The organism is Flavobacterium flavipallidum, assembly GCF_038289905.1.
In the GTDB taxonomy this organism is placed as follows: domain Bacteria; phylum Bacteroidota; class Bacteroidia; order Flavobacteriales; family Flavobacteriaceae; genus Flavobacterium; species Flavobacterium flavipallidum.
On sequence record NZ_JBBYHU010000040.1, the window covers coordinates 1 to 22164 of the forward strand.

At 32.5% G+C, this 22164-nt stretch carries 19 protein-coding genes; 8 read left to right on the forward strand and 11 right to left on the reverse strand.

Annotation, left to right across the window (positions count from 1 at the left end; translation table 11 throughout):
* Positions 1-156: 156 nt before the first annotated feature.
* The 5 genes from AAEO59_RS14755 to AAEO59_RS14775 all read right to left on the reverse strand — a co-directional run bounded on the left by AAEO59_RS14755 (position 157) and on the right by AAEO59_RS14775 (position 5944).
* On the reverse strand, positions 157-834 hold the full coding sequence (locus tag AAEO59_RS14755) for a lipase family alpha/beta hydrolase (RefSeq protein ID WP_341701520.1): 678 nt from the start codon (positions 832-834) through the stop codon (positions 157-159).
* Positions 835-970: 136 nt separating this feature from the next.
* The gene (locus AAEO59_RS14760; protein WP_341701521.1) at positions 971-2605 is read right to left on the reverse strand and encodes an ABC-F family ATP-binding cassette domain-containing protein; all 1635 of its coding nucleotides are present in this window, start codon (positions 2603-2605) and stop codon (positions 971-973) included.
* Positions 2606-2778: 173 nt separating this feature from the next.
* Entirely contained in the window at positions 2779-4230 is a 1452-nt protein-coding gene (locus AAEO59_RS14765) for an alanine/glycine:cation symporter family protein (protein ID WP_341701522.1), read from the reverse strand.
* A 156-nt stretch (positions 4231-4386) separates the two neighbouring features.
* Positions 4387-5562: a GlmU family protein gene (locus AAEO59_RS14770; protein ID WP_341701523.1), complete on the reverse strand. Its 1176-nt coding sequence runs from the start codon at positions 5560-5562 to the stop codon at positions 4387-4389.
* Between the two features lie 130 nt (positions 5563-5692).
* Entirely contained in the window at positions 5693-5944 is a 252-nt protein-coding gene (locus AAEO59_RS14775) for a type B 50S ribosomal protein L31 (protein WP_026714974.1), read from the reverse strand.
* A gap of 241 nt (positions 5945-6185) precedes the next feature.
* On the opposite strand from AAEO59_RS14775, the gene AAEO59_RS14780 reads away from it, so the two are divergent.
* The 5 genes from AAEO59_RS14780 to AAEO59_RS14800 all read left to right on the forward strand — a co-directional run bounded on the left by AAEO59_RS14780 (position 6186) and on the right by AAEO59_RS14800 (position 12129).
* Positions 6186-6707, forward strand: coding sequence for a DUF4199 domain-containing protein (locus AAEO59_RS14780; protein WP_341701524.1), 522 nt, complete (start codon positions 6186-6188; stop codon positions 6705-6707).
* Positions 6708-6709: 2 nt separating this feature from the next.
* A complete protein-coding gene (locus AAEO59_RS14785) occupies positions 6710-7669 on the forward strand; it encodes a glycosyltransferase family 2 protein (protein ID WP_341701525.1) in 960 nt (319 codons plus the stop codon).
* Positions 7670-7791: 122 nt separating this feature from the next.
* Positions 7792-9519: a phospho-sugar mutase gene (locus tag AAEO59_RS14790; RefSeq protein WP_341701526.1), complete on the forward strand. Its 1728-nt coding sequence runs from the start codon at positions 7792-7794 to the stop codon at positions 9517-9519.
* Positions 9519-11348, forward strand: a complete 1830-nt coding sequence (locus AAEO59_RS14795) for an ABC transporter ATP-binding protein (RefSeq protein ID WP_341701527.1) — start codon at positions 9519-9521, stop codon at positions 11346-11348. Before AAEO59_RS14790 ends, AAEO59_RS14795 begins: the two co-directional genes overlap by 1 nt.
* A 79-nt stretch (positions 11349-11427) precedes the next feature.
* Positions 11428-12129, forward strand: coding sequence for a hypothetical protein (locus AAEO59_RS14800; protein WP_341701528.1), 702 nt, complete (start codon positions 11428-11430; stop codon positions 12127-12129).
* Between the two features lie 8 nt (positions 12130-12137).
* On the opposite strand, the gene AAEO59_RS14805 is transcribed toward AAEO59_RS14800, so the two are convergent.
* The 3 genes from AAEO59_RS14805 to AAEO59_RS14815 form a co-directional block, all read right to left on the reverse strand.
* Entirely contained in the window at positions 12138-12860 is a 723-nt protein-coding gene (locus AAEO59_RS14805; protein ID WP_341701529.1) for a hypothetical protein, read from the reverse strand.
* Between the two features lie 103 nt (positions 12861-12963).
* Positions 12964-15429, reverse strand: a complete 2466-nt coding sequence (locus AAEO59_RS14810) for a TonB-dependent receptor (RefSeq protein WP_341701530.1) — start codon at positions 15427-15429, stop codon at positions 12964-12966.
* 10 nt (positions 15430-15439) lie between these two features.
* Positions 15440-17134: a M23 family metallopeptidase gene (locus AAEO59_RS14815; protein WP_341701531.1), complete on the reverse strand. Its 1695-nt coding sequence runs from the start codon at positions 17132-17134 to the stop codon at positions 15440-15442.
* A gap of 176 nt (positions 17135-17310) precedes the next feature.
* On the opposite strand from AAEO59_RS14815, the gene AAEO59_RS14820 reads away from it, so the two are divergent.
* From AAEO59_RS14820 to rny, 3 genes are all read left to right on the forward strand, one after another.
* Positions 17311-17601 carry a hypothetical protein gene (locus AAEO59_RS14820; protein ID WP_341701532.1) on the forward strand — a complete coding sequence of 97 codons (291 nt, stop codon included), beginning with the start codon at positions 17311-17313 and terminating at the stop codon, positions 17599-17601.
* Positions 17602-17609: 8 nt separating this feature from the next.
* The gene (locus AAEO59_RS14825) at positions 17610-17897 is read left to right on the forward strand and encodes a cell division protein ZapA (RefSeq protein WP_341701533.1); all 288 of its coding nucleotides are present in this window, start codon (positions 17610-17612) and stop codon (positions 17895-17897) included.
* A gap of 214 nt (positions 17898-18111) precedes the next feature.
* Complete coding sequence (rny, locus tag AAEO59_RS14835) at positions 18112-19674, forward strand: ribonuclease Y (RefSeq protein WP_341701534.1); 1563 nt, start codon at positions 18112-18114, stop codon at positions 19672-19674.
* A 113-nt stretch (positions 19675-19787) separates the two neighbouring features.
* Here rny and xerD read toward each other — a convergent pair whose 3' ends face one another.
* The 3 genes from xerD to AAEO59_RS14850 all read right to left on the reverse strand — a co-directional run bounded on the left by xerD (position 19788) and on the right by AAEO59_RS14850 (position 22042).
* The gene (xerD, locus tag AAEO59_RS14840) at positions 19788-20690 is read right to left on the reverse strand and encodes a site-specific tyrosine recombinase XerD (protein WP_341701549.1); all 903 of its coding nucleotides are present in this window, start codon (positions 20688-20690) and stop codon (positions 19788-19790) included.
* 76 nt (positions 20691-20766) lie between these two features.
* The gene (locus AAEO59_RS14845; protein WP_341701535.1) at positions 20767-21276 is read right to left on the reverse strand and encodes a porin family protein; all 510 of its coding nucleotides are present in this window, start codon (positions 21274-21276) and stop codon (positions 20767-20769) included.
* 169 nt (positions 21277-21445) lie between these two features.
* Positions 21446-22042 (reverse strand): porin family protein, encoded by a 597-nt coding sequence (locus tag AAEO59_RS14850; protein WP_341701536.1) that lies wholly within the window; start codon positions 22040-22042, stop codon positions 21446-21448.
* Positions 22043-22164: the final 122 nt, after the last annotated feature.

The following is a 22164-nucleotide window of genomic DNA, read 5'->3' on the forward strand; positions in this document are numbered from 1 at the left end:
TATTGCTTGATGCTTTTTTAAAACTTCATTTACACATCGAAGTTTAAAATCATAACCATACTTGACTTTTCTTTCCATAAAAATACCCCCAAATAGTGTCTAACTTTTTGGGGGCAGTGCAAAACGAGACGGTTTTTTTATAACCAAAAGTTAACTTTAACGATACAACACATTATCTGTATCTAAAATAATAGCAGGTAAATTAGCATTAAACCAGCGATACTTCACATAAATCATCACATGTGTCCCTCCTTCAACGACAATGCATTTTTTTATATTTTGAATTGGAAACATCGCATCTTTATCACCATGAATATGAACTACCCGCTTATCAATTTCTAAATTACCCCAACAAACCACCTTTTCAACCGCCCATTTCAGATAACAAACATCTCGAACTGACAAAAACGTATCATACAACTGCATCCGATGGGTCATTTTTTCACCAAATACAAATTGAGCCAACTTTCCTAAACTCAAAATTAGCCGAATTGGAATCAATTTATAAATTCCTGTTTTTCGTGCAAAATGAATTCGTTTAGGAAATTCCAGTTCTGATTTGACACTTGAAATAATAATGATTTTTTGTACTTTTAGAAATTTAGCCATTTCCTGCACCAAAATCCCTCCAAAAGACACCCCAATCAAAACTGCGTTTTCTTTTTTCACATTCTGAGCAATTCGCCTAGCACAATCCTCTAAAGATTCTTTATACAGCGGAAGCTCCCATTCCAGATAATGCACATCAAAAAGTGCATCATCCAGCTTAATACGCTGAAAAATTTTAGGATTAGCTGCCAAACCAGGCATAAAATAAACAGGAATTCTGCTCATAGCAAGATTTTAAATTTTAATTTCAAATCACCAAAATACTAATTTAAAACATCAATTATATTATTCTCATCCACATAAAAAAACAAAAAAAGGCACAAGTATCAACTTATGCCTTCCATATCAACTTTCAAGAAATCTATTTTTCAATTTCTTTAATGCTATCCATTTTCTTGTGCGCTAAGAAACCAGTAATATCCTCAAAATGTTCCACTACTCTTTTGTTTCCAAATTCAAAAACTTTAGTAGCTAAACCATCTAAGAAATCACGGTCGTGAGAAACTAATATCAAAGTACCATCAAAATCACGCAACGCATCTTTAATAATATCCTTAGTTTTCATATCTAAGTGATTCGAAGGCTCATCCAGAATCAACAAGTTTACCGGTTCTAATAATAATTTAATCATCGCCAAACGTGTTTTTTCACCTCCTGAAAGCACTTTTACTTTCTTAGTAATGTCATCACCTTGAAACATAAAAGCACCTAATATATTTTTAATTTGGGTACGAATATCTCCAACAGCAATACTGTCTATCGTTTCAAAAATAGTTGCATTTTCATCTAACAACGAAGCCTGATTTTGTGCAAAATACCCAATTTGCGCATTATGACCAATTTCAACACTACCGCCATCAATCCCTATTTCCTTCATAATAGCTTTGATCATGGTCGATTTTCCTTCACCATTTTTCCCCACAAAGGCTACTTTTTGACCTCTTTCGATAACAATATTAGCATCTTTAAAAACCACATGATCTCCATACGATTTAGCCAAATCCTTAACTACAACAGGATATTGCCCCGAACGGGCTGCGGGAGGAAATTTTAAACGTAATGCAGAAGTATCCACTTCATCTACCTGAACAATTTCCAATTTTTCTAACATTCTAACACGTGATTGAACGGCATCGGTTTTAGAAAAAGTTCCTTTAAAACGCTCAATAAAAGCACGGTTATCTGCAATCATTTTTTGCTGTTCATCATAGGCTTTTTGCTGGTGAATTCTACGATCTTTACGCAATTCCAAATAATGAGAATACTTGGCTTTATAATCATAAATTCTTCCCATTGTTACCTCAATGGTACGATTGGTAATATTATCTACAAATGCTCTATCGTGCGAAATTACCACAACAGCCTTAGCCGAATTAATCAAGAAATCCTCAAGCCACTGAATACTTTCAATATCCATGTGGTTCGTAGGCTCATCTAGCAAAATCAAATCCGGTTTGCGCAATAAAATTTTAGCCAATTCGATACGCATTCTCCAACCTCCTGAAAACTCAGATGTTTTTCGATCAAAATCAGCAGCAACAAAACCTAATCCTTTTAAAACTTTTTCAACTTCTGCTTCATAATTAACTTCTTCAATAGCGTAAAATTTCTCGCTTAAATCAGAAACTCTTTCAATCAGCTTCATGTATTCATCACTTTCATAATCAGTACGTATTGTCAATTGCTCATTGATTTCGTCAATTTCAGCTTTCATTGAAAAAACTTCAGAGAAAGCTTTTGATGCTTCTTCTTTTACAGTTGCTGTATCGGTTGTCAACAAATGCTGAGGCAAATAAGCAATCACTGCTTCTTTTGGCGCAGAAATACTTCCGGTAGAAGGTTTGGAATTTCCAGCTATGATTTTCAACAAAGTGGATTTTCCTGCACCATTTTTACCCATAAGGGCAATTTTATCATTTTCATTAATTGCAAAAGAAACATCACTAAAAAGTGTAGTCCCACCAAATTGAACCGATATATCGTTTATTGTAATCATTACTAAAAGTTAGAAGTTAGAAGCTAGAGGTTAGAAGTTAAAATTCTAACTCTAATCCGCTATAAATTAAAAAAGTTGCAAAGATAAATGAATTAAGTGATTTGATTGCATAAAAAAACTTCCGGTTCAGTAAAAATCTGTAACCGGAAGTTTAAAAAATTTATCCCTAAATATTAATCGTGATGATTTTTAATTGTATTCCAAATATGAGCATTATGAACCCCAATTACTTCTGGATCAAAAACAGGATCCTTACCTTCTTTTTTCTGCTTTTCGTAATCCAACAATGCTTTCAATGCTGGTTTTTGCAACAAAATAATAGCAATAATATTAAACCAGGCCATCAATCCTACCCCAATATCTCCTAGCATCCATGCAAAACTAGCCTGATTTACTGAACCGTATATTATTACAAAAAGCATGGTTACTTTTAAGACATAAATAATCACTTTTGAAAATTTATTATTTCTAGTCAAATATGACACATTTGTTTCAGCGATGTAATAGTAAGCAACAATAGTAGTAAAAGCAAAGAAAAACAAGGCAATTGCAACAAAATATGCCCCAAAACCATGCATAACAGTATCCATAGCGCTTTGAGTATAAGCCGGCCCATCTTTTAGACCCGGTACTCCTTCATACAGAAATCCGCCCTCTATTGCGGGATTATTAACATTGTACATTCCTGTAATCAAAATCATCAATCCTGTTGCAGTACACACAAACAAAGTATCTATATAAATCGAAAATGACTGCACCAACCCCTGTTTTGCAGGATGCGACACATTAGCAGCCGCAGCAATATGTGGCGCTGTACCCTGACCGGCTTCATTAGAATATATTCCTCTTTTTACTCCCCACTGAATTGCCAATCCGAAAACTGCCCCAAATCCTGCTTCAAGATTAAACGCACACTTAACAATCAACAAAAGCATTTCTGGAATCTTTTGAAAATCTACAGCTAATATAATCAAAGCTATAAGTATATATCCAATTGCCATAAACGGAACGATATACTCAGTAAACTTTGCTATACGTTTTACTCCGCCAAAAATAATTGCAGCAAACATTACTGTTATTATTACCCCACAATATAAAGGATCTAAATGAAATGCATTTTGTACACCAGTTGCAATAGAATTTACTTGCACACCAGGCAATAACGTCCCCGTTGAAATAACGGTAATTACCGCAAACAAAACCGCAAACCATTTCATTCCTAAACCTCTTTCTATATAAAAAGATGGTCCTCCTCTAAATTCCCCTAGATGTTTTTCTTTATAAATTTGCGCTAAAGCCGCCTCTACATAAGCTGTACTAGCTCCTAAAAAAGCAACCATCCACATCCAAAACATGGCTCCGGGTCCACCCATAAAAATAGCAGTTGCCACACCAGCGATATTCCCTGTACCAATTCGCCCAGCCAAAGACATCGCTAAAGATTGAAAAGACGACACACCTGAATCTGAACTTTCCCCTTCAAACAATAATTTCCACATTTCTTTAATATGACGAACCTGTAAAAAACGTGTTCTAAAAGAAAAATACAATCCAGTTCCAAGGCACAATACTATCAGAGCATTACTCCAAATAATATCATTTAAAATCTTTACAATAGCTTCCATAGTTTATTTTTATAATAATTTCCAAAAAAACAACAAAACTATCAACTATCAAATATTTTTTGAATAAAAATCAAAGAAAACTGTAAAACAAAAAAAATACTTCATCCATTACAGACAAAGCATTCTTTAGATTTAAAAATATTCAATAGCTATTACTTACTCTTTTCGCCATTTTTTGGTTACTTCAAAGACATGCTCTAAGATTGCCGCTTCCTTTTCATCAAATTCTATATTCCTTCTACCCATTACTAATTTAGCCGTTTCAAAAGCCTTTTTAGTCACATAGGTTGTAAATCCAGTAGCACCACCCCATGAAAAACTTGGAACAAAATTTCGAGGAAAGCCAGCACCAAAAATATTTGCACTTACACCAACCACTGTTCCGGTGTTAAACATTGTATTGATTCCGCATTTACTATGATCTCCCATCATTAAACCACAAAACTGTAATCCCGTTTTAGCAAAACCTTCAGTCTCATAACTCCACAAACGCACTTCATCGTAATTATTCTTTAAATTCGAATTATTACTATCCGCACCAATATTACACCATTCTCCTAAAACTGAATTACCTAAAAACCCATCATGCCCTTTATTAGAATGTGCAAATAAGACTGAATTATTAACTTCTCCTCCTATTTTAGAATACGGACCTACTGTAGTTGGTCCGTAAATTTTAGCACTCATTTTAACAATCGCTCCTTCACACAAAGCAAATGGGCCACGAATCACAGTCCCTTCCATTATTTCAGTATCTTTACCTATATAGATTGGACCATTTGTAGCATTCAAAGTTACGTATTCTAATTTTGCTCCTTCCTCAATAAAAATATTTTCCGAGGCAATCACATTAACACTCTTAGGAATTGGTTGTGATTTTCTATCTTCCGTTAAAAATTCAAAATCCTCTCTAATTGCAACTCCATTTTTAGAAAAAATATCCCATGTATTCATTACTGTAATACAGTCGTCATTATATTCGATAATTTCATAATTATCAAAATCTACCTCTTCCTGACTGTCATTAGTAAAAAAAGCAATCACTTCTTCTCCTTTAAAAATCACCTGATTAGGCTCTAAGTTCGAAACCATTTCTGCTAAAAGTTCATTAGGAAGAAAAGAAGCATTAATCATTACATTTTCTTCTAATTCAACCATAGGATATTTATCCGATAAATATTCTTCAGTCAATGTCGTTATGGTCGAACCCAAATACCTTTCCCATTTTTGACGGATGGTCATAATTCCTATCAAAATATCAGCTACAGGGCGTGTAAAAGTAAACGGCAACAAAGCATTACGAGCAGGACCATCAAAAAGTATATAATTCATAAAGTTTCTTTTTTATTAATTATGGTTTCCTACAAAAAACCAATGCCAAAGTTATCATTTTTTTGTAGAGATAAAACAAAAAAGCCTTCCAAATGGAAGGCTTTTTCTATAATTCAGAAACAAATTAAAATTATTTAATATGTTTAGCATATTTAGTTTTGAATTTATCAATACGTCCTGCAGTATCGATAAGTTTAGATTTACCTGTGTAAAAAGGGTGAGAAGTTCTAGAGATCTCCATTTTTACAACTGGATACTCAACACCTTCGTGAACGATTGTTTCTTTAGTTTCTGCTGTAGATTTAGTAATAAAAACGTCATCATTTGACATGTCTTTAAAAGCAACTAATCTGTAATTTTCTGGGTGTACACCTTTTTTCATCTTGAATCTTTTTTATTTGTTTGGCTATAATTTACTTTGAAGCTTTCCATTTAACTGAAAAGGTATAAACAAATTATAACTTTTTATTTTAATTATTTATTTTGAGGATGCAAAAATACAATTATTTTTCAATAAACAAATCTTTATTTCTTTTTTTTATATATCAGGCTAAAAACAGTTTTTTACTCTTCAGTAAACAGGGAATTACTATATTTGTTGCTTCAAAATTAAAATTAGATTAATGAACGACTTTGTAAAAAAGACAGCTGCTAAAAACGGCTTGATTTTAGGAACACTATTAACCTTTTTAAATGCTTACATTTACTTTTACAACAACTCATTAATTTCAAATATAGGAATCGGATTTTTTTTCCTACTCCTATTTATAATATGTGGTATTATTTCGGTTCTAAAAGTAAAATCACTTTCAAATGGTAAAATTAATTTTAGAACTACATTCTCAGCCTATTTTATTACCATTCTAGCCGCTCATACCTTAATTGCACTGGGTTTAATCATAATAACCAATGCATTAATCTCCCCAGAAATAGCAGAATCCATCAAAAAAACGATAATCGATTTTAACATCAACACTCTAAAATTAAACAATGCTTCTCAAAAAGATATAGCAAATGCTATTCAGTTATCTAAGAACTATAATCCATTTGCTATTACCGAAATTCTATCCGGTGCTTTAAAATATTTACTTAGAGACAGTATCATCGGTTTAGTTGTAGCCGCTTTTTTTAGAAACACAAAATAAAAATGAATTTATCCATCTTAATACCACTTCTTAACGAAGAAGAATCACTAAAAGAACTTTACTCCTGGATTATTAAAGTAATGCAGGAAAATCGTTATTCCTATGAAATTATATTCTTAGATGACGGAAGCTCTGATGATTCATGGCCTATCATTCAAAGTTTTGCTGCCGAGAACACACATGTAAAAGGAATCCGATTCATGAAAAACTTCGGAAAATCGCAGGCTTTACACGCTGGTTTTGCAAAAGCGCAGGGTGATGTCATAATTACTATGGATGCTGACCTTCAAGACAGTCCTGACGAAATTCCAGGATTATACGAGATGATTACCCAGCAAAAATTCGATTTGGTTTCAGGATGGAAAAAGAAACGTTACGACTCTGTAGTAGCTAAAAATCTTCCTTCTAAATTATTCAACTGGGCTGCCCGAAAAACTTCAGGTGTAGAATTGAATGATTTTAACTGTGGATTGAAAGCGTACCGAAATGTAGTAGTAAAAAACATTGAAGTTTCAGGCGAAATGCACCGATACATTCCAGTTTTGGCTAAAAATGCCGGTTTTGGAAAAATTGGCGAAAAAGTAGTTCAACATCAAGCCAGAAAATACGGTGAAACTAAATTTGGAATGGAACGTTTCATCAATGGATTCCTTGATTTAATTACCATTTGGTTCCTATCCCGATTTGGAAAAAGACCAATGCACTTATTTGGAGCCATAGGATCATTAATGTTCATTATCGGTTTCTTGCTTGCAGGATATATTGGTTTTTCTAAACTGTACCACATGTATAACAACATGCCTTACAGTTTGGTAACAAACAACCCTTGGTTCTTCATTGCTTTAACCACAATGATATTAGGAACACAATTATTTTTAGCTGGTTTTTTAGGCGAAATTATTTTACGCTCAAAAAACAACGAGGAACGATATAAAATTGCCAACGAAATTAATTTTCAGTAATTAAAAATCATTGTTTGAAACAAACCATTTATTTACTAAATTTCGATTGAAACTTTAAGATAAATTTCATTTAGACTAAAAACAACCAATTATAAAAACAACAATCTAAAAACGCGACAAAAATGGAATTGAAACAAAACATTTTAGATGCAGTTAAAGAATGGCAAAGTCCTATATTTGATGCAACAACTCATGAAGCAATCAATAAATTAGTAGCTACTTCACCAAAAGAAGTTGAAGAAAGTTTCTATAAAAACCTTGAATTCGGAACAGGTGGAATGCGAGGAATTATGGGCGTAGGAAACAACCGAATCAACAAATATACGCTTGGAAAAAGTACTCAAGGCCTTTCAAATTATCTAAAATCTGTTTTTCCTAACCAACCAATAAAAGCCGTAATTGCTTATGATTGCCGTCATAACAGTAAATCATTGGCTAAAGTGGTGGCTGATGTATTTTCTGCTAATGGAATCCAAGTGTATTTATTCTCTGACTTAAGACCTACACCGGAATTATCTTTTGCAGTTAGACATTTAGGCTGCCAATGTGGAATTGTACTTACAGCATCCCACAACCCACCTGAATACAATGGTTACAAAGTTTACTGGCAAGATGGCGGACAAATTGTTCCTCCTGAAGATGAAGCAATCATTAATGCTATTGAAAAATTAAATTATAGTGAAATCAAATTTGATGCTAATGAAGATTTGATTCAATATATTGACAAAGATGTAGACCAGGCTTTTATCAAATCTACTGTTGAAAATGCAAGTTTTGACACGCCACAAGAAGCTAAAGACAACTTAAATATTGTTTTTACTTCGTTACACGGAACATCAATTACTTTAGTTCCGGATACTTTTGCAGCAGCTGGCTACAAAAACGTGCAAATTGTTAAAGAACAAGAACTTCCAAACGGAGATTTCCCAACTGTAAAATCACCAAACCCAGAAGAACCAGAGGCTTTAACTTTAGCATTAGAACTTGCTGACAAAACAAAAGCTGATATCGTTATTGGAACGGATCCGGATTGCGACCGTTTAGGTATTGCAGTAAGAAACAACGAAGGTAAAATGACTTTGTTGAACGGAAATCAAACCATGATTTTGATGACTGCTTTTTTATTAGAAAAATGGAAAAAAGCTGGCAAAATTGACGGTAAACAATTTGTAGGATCAACAATTGTTTCTACACCAATGATTATGGAATTAGCTTCGGCTTACGGAGTAAATTTCAAAGTAGGTTTGACTGGATTCAAATGGATTGCTAAAATGATCAAAGATTTCCCTGAATTAAAATTCATTGGAGGTGGTGAAGAAAGTTTTGGATACATGGTTGGTGATGCCGTTCGTGATAAAGATGCAGTTGCTGCAACATTATTAATCTGCGAAGTTGCTGCTCAGGCAAAAGCTAATGGGAGCACAGTTTACAAAGAATTACTAAACTTATACGCTGACCACGGTTTCTTTAAAGAATATTTAGTTTCCTTAACTAAAAAAGGAATGGAAGGTCTTCAGGAAATCAATCAAATGATGATTGATTTAAGAGAAAACCCACTAAAAGAAATCAACGGACAACGCGTAGTAATGATTGAAGATTACGATTCTTCAATAGCAAAAAATTTATTGGACGGTTCTGAATCGGTAATGGATATGCCAAAATCAAATGTATTGATTTATTATACTGAAGACGGTTCTAAAATTTGTGCAAGACCTAGTGGTACAGAGCCAAAAATTAAATTCTATATCAGTGTAAACACTGAGCTAGATGCTGTAGAGAACTTTAAAGAAGTAGAAGCTTATTTAGATCAAAAAATTGCTGCTATAATTTCTGAAATGCAATTAAAATAATGGATATCAACATAAAAAAACTAATTCCTTTTGTTTCAAATTACAAAAAACACATTTATTTAAATGTGTTTTTTAATATATTCTACGCATTGTTTTCTACTCTGCTCATGGTATCTATGATACCTACACTGAATGTTCTTTTTGGAATTGATCAAAAATTATATACTGAACCAAAGTTCGAAGGAATTGGTAATTTAAAAAAATACTCTGGAGATTTTCTGAATTACAAAATGACAACCCTTACTGAAGTTTACGGATTCAAAATCATGTTGCTTTTTGTTATTTCAATAATCATCATCACAGCACTTTTAAAAAATATAACCAATTATTTTGCCTCTTACCATGTTACCCGCTTAAGAACAGGTGTCCTAAGGGATTTAAGAAAAAATCTTTACGCCAAAATCATCAACCTACCTATTTCATATTACTCAGAAAAGAAAAAAGGAGATGTAATGGCTCGTATGTTGGGGGACATTAATGATGTCCAAAATTCTTTTTTTCAGGTTTTAGAATTGGTTGTAAGAGAACCATTAACTATTATTTTCTCGATTGTAACCATGTTTCTTATAAGTCCAAAACTTTCTTTTTTTGTTTTGGTATTTATTCCCGTTGCTGGAATTATAATTTCAAGAATAGGTAAAAACTTAAAATCTAAATCCATTAAAGCGCAAAACGAAAACGGAATTTTCATTTCTATTTTAGACGAAACTCTGGGTGGATTAAAAGTAGTTAAAGGTTATAATGCTGAAGAATCTTTCATCGAAAAATTCAACAATTCCATCAACAGGCTTTTACATCTTTCCAACAGCATTGGAAACAAAAACAATTTAGCTTCACCAATGAGTGAATTTTTAGGAATTGTAACAATTGCAGTATTATTGTGGTTTGGCGCCCAACTTGTAGTAGAAGAACATTCTATCACTTCAGCAACTTTTATTACTTACATCGCTCTTGCCTATACCATTTTAACTCCTGCCAAAGCAGTTTCTAAAGCTTCTTATCAGGTAAAATCAGGATTAGCGGCAGCCGAAAGAGTCTTTACCTTAATGGAACAAGAAAACACAATTGTTGACGAAGACAATGCTGTAAACAAAAACACTTTCGAACAATCTATCAAACTTGAAAATATCAATTTTAGATACAAAAAAGAAAATGTGCTTGACAACTTCACATTGGAAATTCCAAAAGGAAAAACTGTTGCATTAGTTGGACAATCTGGTTCAGGAAAAAGTACAATTGCCAATCTGCTAACTCGTTTTTATGATGTTAACGAAGGTAAAATCACTATGGATGGCGTTGACATCAAAAACATCAAACTAAAATCGCTAAGAAGTTTAATGGGATTAGTGACTCAGGATTCAATTTTATTTAACGACACCATCAAAGCAAACATTGCTTTAGGAAAACCTGACGCCACCGACGAAGAAGTAATTGAAGCTTTGAAAATTGCTAATGCTTATGAATTTATAAAAGATTTACCGGAAAGAATCTACACTAATGTGGGTGACAGCGGAAATAAACTTTCAGGAGGTCAAAAACAACGTTTGTCTATTGCACGTGCCGTGTTGAAAAACCCTCCAATTATGATTTTAGACGAAGCAACTTCCGCTTTGGATACCGAAAGCGAGAAATTTGTACAAATTGCACTTGAAAACATGATGCAAAACCGCACTTCTATTGTAATTGCGCACCGTCTTTCTACAATTCAAAAAGCAGATTTGATTGTAGTAATGAAAAAAGGAAAAATCGTTGAACAAGGCTCACATGAGGAATTAATTGCTTTAAATGGCACTTACAACAAATTAGTTTCCATGCAATCTTTTGAATAAATAATTAAAAATTAACATCGCTTTATTTTAGATTCAAAAACGAATTATACCTTTATAATACCATTTTAAATCTAAAAAAATGTACCAAAACAATCCAAACATTAAACTCACCGAAAATACCGATACGGTAATTTGGAAATATCTAGACTTATCAAAATTTTTGGATTTATTGCTTTCGCAAAAATTATTCATGTCGCGTTCCGACAAATTTGAAGATCAATACGAAGGTACTTTTAGCGAACCTACTTATGAAGAAATAAAAAAATTAGCAACCGACAATCCCGATTTTATCAATTATTACAAAACACATCGGGAAAAAATAGCCATCAGCAGTTGGCACATCAATGAATACGAATCCTTTGCCATGTGGCAAATATTCACGCAAAACAGCGAAGGATTAGCCATTCAATCCACCATCGGTCGACTGCAACAATCATTATATCCTGAAACCAATTTCAAGCAATATATCGGCGAAGTAAATTATATCGATTACAAGAAGGAATACATCCCTTTTAATGACACTTTCTTTCCTTTTCTATTTAAAAGAAAAAGCTTTCAGTACGAACGTGAAGTAAGAGTAATCACTGATGTTTCTGAAAACAACATCAAACTCAACGATGGATTAAAAATCAATGTTGACATCAATGAATTGATTGAAAAAATCTACATCCATCCTAAATCTGAAAACTGGTATAAAAATCTGGTTATTCAGCTAGTGAAAGAACTAGGTTTTGATTTCTCTATAGAAAAATCAGATTTAGAAAGCGATATTTTGATTTAGGGAGCAAATTAAATTGGTTCGTAATTAACCACTTCCCAATCTTTGTCCAAAAGATTAATGTAACCATATTGAACTACGTCATTTTTATCAAATTGACCATTCTTATTGGTATCTTCAACGGTTCTAAAATACAAACGATTTTTAGATTCAATTAAATTCCAATCGATTAACTCTTGAAAATTAGCCGATATTTTAACAAAATGTTCTCCACTGATTTCGCTTAAATACAAAGATTTTATATCACTTGTATCCAGTTTTCCATCCTTATTAGTATCCACATCATACATGGTGTACACTAAAATTTGTTTATTAGTTTTTTCGGCAATAGCTTTTAAATAGGTAACTGTTAAAATTAGAGCAGGTTTATCAGTCAATGATTTTATCGAATCAGAATCGATTTTTTGAAATTTTAAATTCTGTAAAAAACCGGTAATTTCATCATCTCCCAAATTAGAAATTGTAAAACTTAAATCTATCACACTTGAAGATCCATATTTAACCTTTGTTCCTTTTTCATAGACTCTTAAATCACCCACAGGATGAATTAAATAATCTGTACCTTCCATTTGAATAGGTAAATCAGCAATAGCAATCTGCGTTGAATCCTGTTTAGTAACCGATTTAGCCTTTGAGGTAGAATCATAGATTACTTTAGGTTTCTCAACTTCTTTTTTACAGCTTACTAAAAGCAATACCGTAAGATTCATTAAGACGATTGATACAGTTTTCATATGGATTTTAATTAAAATATTTTCAAATGTAATGATTTTTAAAAATGCTTTTGAATTTTAAACTTAATTTATAATTCTACAAAGCTTCAGAATTTCTTTTGTTTTATAACTTAGCATTTAACTTGACATTGAACACTCTTGTAGTCATATAATTAGGCACAGCATATTCATTTTTTGAATACACATCCCTTACCCAGGTATTCGTTATTGAATTTTGATTATTAAATAAATTAAATATTTCTAAACCAATTGCTAATCCTTTAAAACTACCTAGCCAACTCTTTTTAGCTCTTGACGAATTGGCATCAATCAATACTTTTGAAAACCCAATATCAGCCCTACGGTAATCATTCAAACGATTTTGATATTGATACGCATCGGCATAAGAAGGTGAACCTCCGGGCAATCCAGTATTGTAAACTAAATTCAAATACAATCGCATACTTGGAATATTAGGCATATAATCCTGAAATAATACCGCAAATTTTAATCTTTGATCAGTTGGACGTGCTATATAACCTCTGTTATTGCTATTTTCTTCCGTTTTTAAATAGCCAAAACTAAACCATGATTCTGTTCCGGGAACAAATTCACCGTTTAATCTTAAATCAAGTCCTTGTGCGTAGGCTTTTGCATTATTATTAGCAGCATAACGAATCCTAACATTATCTATTGTATACGTATTGACATCATTTAATGATTTATAATACAACTCCGAAACCAATCTAAAAGGTCTTTTCCACATTTGAAAATTATATTCATTCCCAAAAACCAGCTGAATTGATTGCTGCGCCTTTACATTATCCTGAACAGATCCTGAAGCATCTCTAAGTTCTCTGTAAAAAGGAGGCTGATAATAGTATCCACCTGATATCCTAAAAATCAAATCTTTTTCTCCATTTGGTTTTAATACTAACTGTCCCCTTGGGCTTAAAACAGTTTGAGAACTTCCTGAAGCATTTGTACCTAAGATACTCCAATTTTGAATTCTTCCACCTAAATTATACCAAAGTTCTGCATTGTTAAGATACGATTTTGCATTCCACTGAAGATAAGCCGAAAAACGATTAATCGTATTATAATTGGTTGCAAAAACACTTCTATAAGGTGCAAGCGGTCCCACAAAAGAAGTATAAGGCTGATCGTCTCTTGAAAATTCTAGAATTCGGGGATTAATAGAAAAACCTGCTGAATCCACCACTTCCCACTCCATCACACGGTCACGAATGGATTCTCGAGTATATTTTACACCAAACTCTAAATTATTCTTGGCCCAATCATAAAAACCTTTAATCTCACTATTAACAATCAATGCGTCTAAATCATTTCGGGCATGATTGAGTTGCGTACCAATACCGTTAGCGTTAGAGGAATCATATGTATCCGAACCTATTGTGGTAGTATTCTCCGTCAAAAGATATTGTGCCAAAATATCAAAATGCTCTTGTTCCAAAGTATGAAATACTGAATTTATAAATTTGAATTTCAATTTATCCGAAACCTGATAGGTCGTTTTTAACGCTCCCAAATATGTAGCGTATTCATCTTTTTCCTGCCCTTCGTAATAGACCGTTAATTGCATTGGCTTGTCAATTGTACCAAATTTAGTATTACGTATTAAAGGCTGGTAATTGTATTTATTTTTCGAAATATTCCCTAAAAAACTCCATTCCCATTTATCAGAAGCTTTAAAATTGATATTGGTTTGAACATCAACAAAAGTGGGCTTATAATTTGTTTGCGTATCCTGACTATTCACCAAAAGACTATTGTTTCGATAACGAACACCAGTAACCGAAGTCCATTTATTATTTTTAGAAACTGCATCTACTGCGACGCTCCCACCGAGTAAACTCGCTTCAAAAGAGGCTCCAAACTGAGTTGGTTTTCTATAGGTTATATCTAAAACAGAAGATAATTTATCTCCATATTTAGCCTGAAAACCACCTGCAGAAAAATTGATATTTTGAACCAAATCGGTATTGGTAAAACTTAAACCTTCCTGTTGTCCTGAACGAATCAAGAATGGACGATAAATTTCAACTTCGTTTACATACACCAGATTTTCGTCATAATTCCCGCCCCTAACCGAGTATTGTGTACTCATTTCGTTATTTGAATTTACTCCTGCTACGGTTTTCAAAACGTTTTCAATTCCCGCATTTGCACCGGGAAGTTTCTTAACAACGTCTGCTGATATTGCTGTAACACCTTGAATTTGAACTTTTTTATCTTTCGAAATTATAATTTCACCCATTTGTTCCTCGAACTCATTCAAAACTAAATTCAATTCGTAATCAGAACTATTTTTTAAGAACAAAGAGATTATCGCTTTCTTATAGGTCAAATGACTGAAAAGCAAATTTATTTTTTTGTTTACCGGAACTTTTATAGAATAAGAACCTTTAGCATCTGATTGTGTGGAATGCCCCGAAAAAGAAATAGTAACATTACTTACTGGATTATTTTTAGCATCAAAAACAATCCCTTTCACCTTAGCCAATTGAGCAAAAGCGGAAAAACTAATCCAAAATGCGATAAATATAAAACCTAGCTTATTACTCCTCAAACTATAAAATTTATTTTTGACTTCTAAAAAATCCTGTTTCAAATACTGAAGAATTCCCTACTTGATCAGTAACAACAACTTTTAACTCATTTTTACCTTCTGCTACAAATTCATTAGTAAATTGATAAGTGATTTTTCTTGTTTTCGCATCGTATTCGAATAAAATCCAATTTCCATTCAAGTAACCATTATACGATTTAATTCCGGAACCACTATCAGCAATAGAAAGCTGAATAGATTTTTCATTAGTTATCCAACATCCTTCAATAGGTTTTGCCATACTAATCGTTGGAGCAGTTGTATCCATCGCTAAAGTATATTTACCCAAAGTTCTCACCTTAGTAGTATACAAATTACCTTTTACAGCTGTCGAATTATAACCTAATTTTCCACTGGAACTTAAATTCGCGATATACACTTTACTTTTTTGATCATCAGAATATTTATCACTTTCAATTGCAATTTCAAAACTACTATGAACAGGAACTGAATCATCATGCACGGTTAACACATTTCCATTTACAACAAAATTCATCGCAAAATCATCATAAAAAGTTCCGGCAGGAAAAGTGGCAGTCATATTATCTTTTGAAAAAATATTATCTTTTTTAGCTTTTACAAAATAACTAGAAACTACTTTTTCCTGTTCCACAACCGGACTAGCTGCATCAAAAGCAATCGGAATCGTAATCATAGTTGTATTACCAAAATAATCTGCAACTTCTACTCGATACGACAAATTCAAATTTGGTAAAACTTTTATAATTCCATTATCTTCATCAGTCTTAATAATACTCAAACCAAAAGGCGTTTTCATAAACAATTTTTGAACCCTTTGAGAAGTTCGCTTATAGCGTCCATAATCAATTAGTGCATTCACATAACGCATTTCATCAAATCCGTAAGTATCAAACTGATAACCAAACACGGCTTTACCATTTAGATAAGACTGTACTTTATAAACACCGTTTCTATTCATCGAAATATTATCATAATCGACTGCAGTAATTCCAAAACCAATTGCTCCGTTTGCTAAAACTTTATTCGCCAAATAGCTTCCGTCAGCCTGTAATCTCAAATTCAACAATAAAGGTTGCTTAGATTTATTAGCCACAGTACCATCCAAAGGATAAACATAAACTGCCGAAACAATAGGCTTCTTAGTATCTTTGAAATTTTTATCAAAACCAAAAAACATCGGATTGATTACTTTTTCAGTCTTTGTATCTCTGAATTCAAAATGCAAATGCGGTCCTTCTGACGAACCTGTATTTCCGGAAAGTGCAATAAGCTGTCCTTTTTTGACTTCTAACTCATTCGCTTTTGGAAACAACTCGATTTCAAAAGACTGCGCCTTGTATTGAGCATTTTTGATATAATCATCAATGATACCAACAGCTTTTTGCAAATGACAATAAACCGTCGTTATTCCGTTTGGATGATTAATATAAATAGCTTTTCCGTTTCCGAATGGCGAAATTTTAATTCTTGAAATATAACCATCTGCGGCGGCATGCACTTCTAAACCTTCTCGTTGTAAAGTTTTAAAATCAAAACCAGCGTGAAAATGATTCGGTCTTAATTCACCAAAATTCCCGGATAACTGCATCGGGATATCTAAAGGTGACTGAAAATAATCTTTTGGATAAGTGTTTTGGGCTATAACTACTCTAGAAATCAGTAGGAAAAATAAAAAAAATCTCATGCTTAACGTTTTTGCTAAGATAAAAAAACTAATTTGGATTACTTTATAAATATTTTTATTTGTAACCAATTACAGTACAACATATTGATTATTTTATAATAAAAAAACCTTTAAAATATTGCAATAATAAAAACTAATACTAAATTTGTAATATTAAGTAATGATTAGGATTAATAATGAGTGTAATTGCAGAAATAATTGATACTCTTGAAAGTAAAGTTGAAAAACTGATTCTAAAACTAAAAAATTTAGAAAAAAACAATCAAGATTTAACTATCGAATTAAACAAAGCTGCACAAACCATACAAAATCAGTCCAATGAGATTGAAGCCTTAAAAGCAAAGTATGAAACACTTAAAATGGCCAATTCATTATTAGGCAGCGAAGAAAACAAAAGAGATACAAAGCTTAAAATAAATTCATTAATTCGTGAAATTGATTACTGTATTGCTCAGTTATCAGATTAGTATAAACAATGGACGAAAAGCTTAAAATTAAAATATCAATTGCAGACCGTGTGTATCCTTTAACTGTGGATCCAAGTCAGGAAGAAGGACTTAGAAGTGCTTCCAGAAAAATTGATATAATGATAAAGCAATTTGAAGAGAATTATGCTGTTCGCGACAAACAAGATGTTTTAGCCATGTGCGCCTTGCAATTTGCATCGCAAGTAGAGCAAAAACAGATTGACAATGCTATCAACGCAGACGAAACCATTGATAGAATTCAAAAAATTAATGCTTTTTTAGACGAAAATCTCTAAACAAAATACGTTCTTAAAAAACAAAGATACTGCCTACATTAGTACCTATTTGATAAACTCAACACTAACAAATTAGAATGAGCAAATCATCGTTACTATAGCAAGCCAATTCAGTTTGGAAGCTTGAACAACGAGTTAGCTCAAAACTTGTCTATACGAGTTTATACAAACCACTTAATGTAGGCTTTTTTTATATATAAATTTTTTAACAAACATGGACATATTAACGATTATTATTTCGGGAATTATAGGTATTGCGGTAGGATTTACAATCGCTAAAATAATTGAAAAGAGTAACATCTCTAATCTTATCAAAAACGCTAAAAAAGAAGCAGCTTCTATCTTGAAAGACGCTAATTTTGAAGCAGAAAACATAAAAAAAGACAAAATTCTTCAAGCCAAAGAAAAATTTATTGAATTAAAAGCAGAACACGAACAAGTAATCTTAGCTCGTGACAAAAAAGTTGCTGAAGTTGAAAAACGAATTCGAGACAAAGAATCTCAAGTTTCAAATGAACTTTCTAAGGCTAAGAAAGTAAACGATGATTTTGAAAGAAAAACAGCTGAATTACAAACTAAAGTTGAAATTTTAGACAAAAAACAAGCTGAAGTTGACAAACTTCACAAAAGTCAATTACAACAGTTAGAATTGATTTCAGGTTTATCTGCAGAAGAGGCTAAAGAGCAACTAGTAGAAGGATTAAAAGCTGAAGCCAAAACTTCTGCTATGTCTCACATTCAGGATACAATTGAGGAAGCTAAACTTACTGCACAGCAGGAAGCTAAAAAAATCATCATCAACACCATTCAACGTGTAGGAACTGAAGAAGCAGTTGAAAACTGTGTTTCAGTATTCAACATCGAATCTGATGATGTAAAAGGTAGAATTATCGGTCGTGAAGGTCGTAATATTAGAGCTCTTGAAGCAGCTACCGGAGTTGAAATTATTGTTGACGATACTCCTGAAGCAATTATCCTTTCTTGTTTCGACCCTGTTCGTAGAGAAATTGCTCGTTTGTCATTACACAAATTAGTAACTGACGGACGTATTCACCCAGCTCGTATCGAAGAAGTAGTTGCTAAAACAGCTAAGCAAATTGACGACGAAATTATCGAAGTAGGTAAACGTACCGTTATCGACTTAGGAATTCACGGTTTACATCCAGAATTAATCAAAGTTGTAGGTAGAATGAAATACCGTTCTTCTTATGGTCAAAACTTATTACAACACTCACGTGAAGTTTCTAAACTTTGCGGATTGATGGCTGCTGAATTAGGATTAAATGTAAAACTAGCTAAAAGAGCAGGTTTATTACACGATATAGGAAAAGTACCAGATACTGAAAGTGATTTACCGCACGCTTTATTAGGTATGCAATGGGCTGAAAAATACGGTGAGAAAGAAGAAGTTTGCAACGCTATTGGAGCACACCACGATGAAATCGAAATGAAATCATTGCTTTCTCCAATTGTTCAGGTTTGTGATGCGATTTCAGGTGCAAGACCAGGCGCAAGAAGACAAGTTCTAGATTCTTATATCCAACGTTTGAAAGATCTTGAAGATGTAGCTTACGGATTCAACGGTGTTAAAAATGCTTACGCAATTCAGGCAGGTAGAGAATTACGTGTAATCGTAGAAAGTGAAAAAGTTTCTGATGATAATGCCGCTACTTTATCTTTTGAAATTTCTCAAAAAATTCAAACTGAAATGACTTATCCAGGTCAGGTTAAAGTAACAGTAATCAGAGAAACCAGAGCAGTAAATATTGCTAAATAGGAAAATAAATTTCCAAATTTTTTAAATTCCAAATTCCAATCATCACAATTGGGATTTGGAATTTTTTATTTGTTCTAAACTTGGAATTTGGAATTTGCTTTTTTGTAATTTGACTACATGTTCTTTCTCGGATGACAATTCTCTAATACTTCTGTCAAAAACTTTCTATCCAAATGCAAATAAATTTCCGTTGTAGTAATCGATTCGTGACCTAACATTAATTGTATAGAACGCAAATCAGCGCCATTTTCCAGAAGATGTGTTGCAAAAGAATGTCTAAACGTATGCGGACTAATTTTCTTTTTTAAACCAATTTGCGTGGCCAAATTATTAATAATAGTAAAAACCATTGCCCGAGTTAATTGCCCACCTCTCCTATTTAAAAATAAGGTATCACTAAACTCTTTTTTTACCGGCACTTCTGGTCTTACATTATCTTTATAAATAGTAATATATTTTTGAGTGACGGACGCAATAGGCACAAAACGTTCTTTATTTCCTTTTCCTGTTATCTTGATAAAACCTTCATCAAAAAACAAATCAGAAATTTTAAGCGAAACTAATTCCGACACCCTTAATCCACAACCATATAAAGTTTCAAGCATAGCTCTATTTCGTTCTCCTTCTTTAGAAGACAAATCGATAGCAGCAATTAAAGCGTCGATTTCATCCAGCGATAAAGTATCTGGTAATTTTCGAGTAGTTTTTGGCGACTCAATCAACTCCATTGGATTATCTGACCGATAATCTTCAAAAATTAAATAACTGAAAAAACTTTTCAATCCCGAAATAATTCTTGCCTGAGAACGGGCATTAACTTGAGCTGAAATAAAATAAATAAACTGCTGAACTGTTTCTTCATTTATTTTTAATGGAGAAACATCTATTTTATTTTGTTCCAAAAACAAGCATAAACGTTCAATATCAAACGAATAATTGGTTACGGTATTCTTCGATAAACCACGTTCGATTTTAAGATACGATTGATAACTTTTTATATAAAATTTCCAGTCCATAGCACAAATAAACGACATTTATAAACATAAAAAAACCTCTCCTTTACAGAAGAGGCTTTGATTGAACTCTTTTAAATTAGAATTTATAACTTAATCCCAAAAAGGCTCCACTCAATCTAGTACTAAAATCACTATTTCCTCCTTCAATCAAATTAGACAATCCAAAATTATATTTACCATCCAATGAGAACTCTTCATTCAATTCAAATGACAGACCTAAATCCAAACCAAAATTGAATGTTTTAACTCCTTCTCCTGCATCCAAAAGAAATCCGAAATCAGGACCAGCCAATAAACTTAAATCTTCCACAACTGGAATTTTAGCCAAAACAGGCACTTGAATCTGATCTAAATCCTTAACCGAAACATATAATAATTCCGGTTGCACATGAAATTTCTCAGAAACTGTTATATCAGCAAATCCACCTACATAAAAGCCGGTTTCTGATTCATTAAAAGTTGTTCCATCAAATTTATGATGCATTGAAGCAAAATCTACTCCAGCCTTAAGCCCAAATTTAGCCTCCTGAGCATTTGCAAAAGACAATGCACACATTGCAACTACCGTTAAAATAATTTTTTTCATACTTTATTCTTTTAAATTAATAATTTAATCTCCTAAAATTAGCAAATACCTAAAAACATAATTAGTATCTTACAAATAAATATCAACAACACTATTAACATTTTAAAAAAAGAAACAAAAAAAAGACCAGTCTTTAGACTGGTCCTAATATTTCTATTCTAGAAAAGAATTAGAATTTATATCCTAAACCTAGAGAAAAACCAGATGTTTTTAATTTAGAATCCTCTCCCATAAAATCTTCTTTAGCAATATTAATTAAACCTAGATTGTATCTAAAATCAACAGCAACTTTTTCAGTTAACTCATACCCTAAACCAAAATTAACACCAAAATTAATTGTTTCAAGCATATCTTTAATATCCTCTGATTCTCCTTCAAATTTTGCTTTAGCTCCAACTAAAAAACCAATTTGTGGCCCTACTTGTAAACTAATTTTCTCTGAAGCATAATATTTTGCCATTACAGGAACATTAATATAAGAAAGATTAAAATTCAAATCACCTTCTAGAGGTAATTTATAACTTTCATAAGAAAACAAAAGCTCTGGTTGAACAGTAAATTTACTAGCCACTTTAATTTCAGCAAAACCTCCTGCTTGAAACCCCACATTTGATCCAAACTTAATAGAAATATCATCTTGACTCATAAAATTTGTTGCTCTGAAACTATTAAGATTTCCACCTACTTTCGCTCCAAATTTAACTTCTTGTGCATTAGCTAAACCAAATGCAAATACAGCCACAACTGATAAAATAATTTTTTTCATTTTTGTTTATTTATTAAATTTTCGCCAAACATAAAGCAAATACTCATTAAAATCCAAATTTTATGTTAAAATAAAATGAAAATTCACAGTTGTTTTTTAACAAGAAAAAAAATATAAAATAT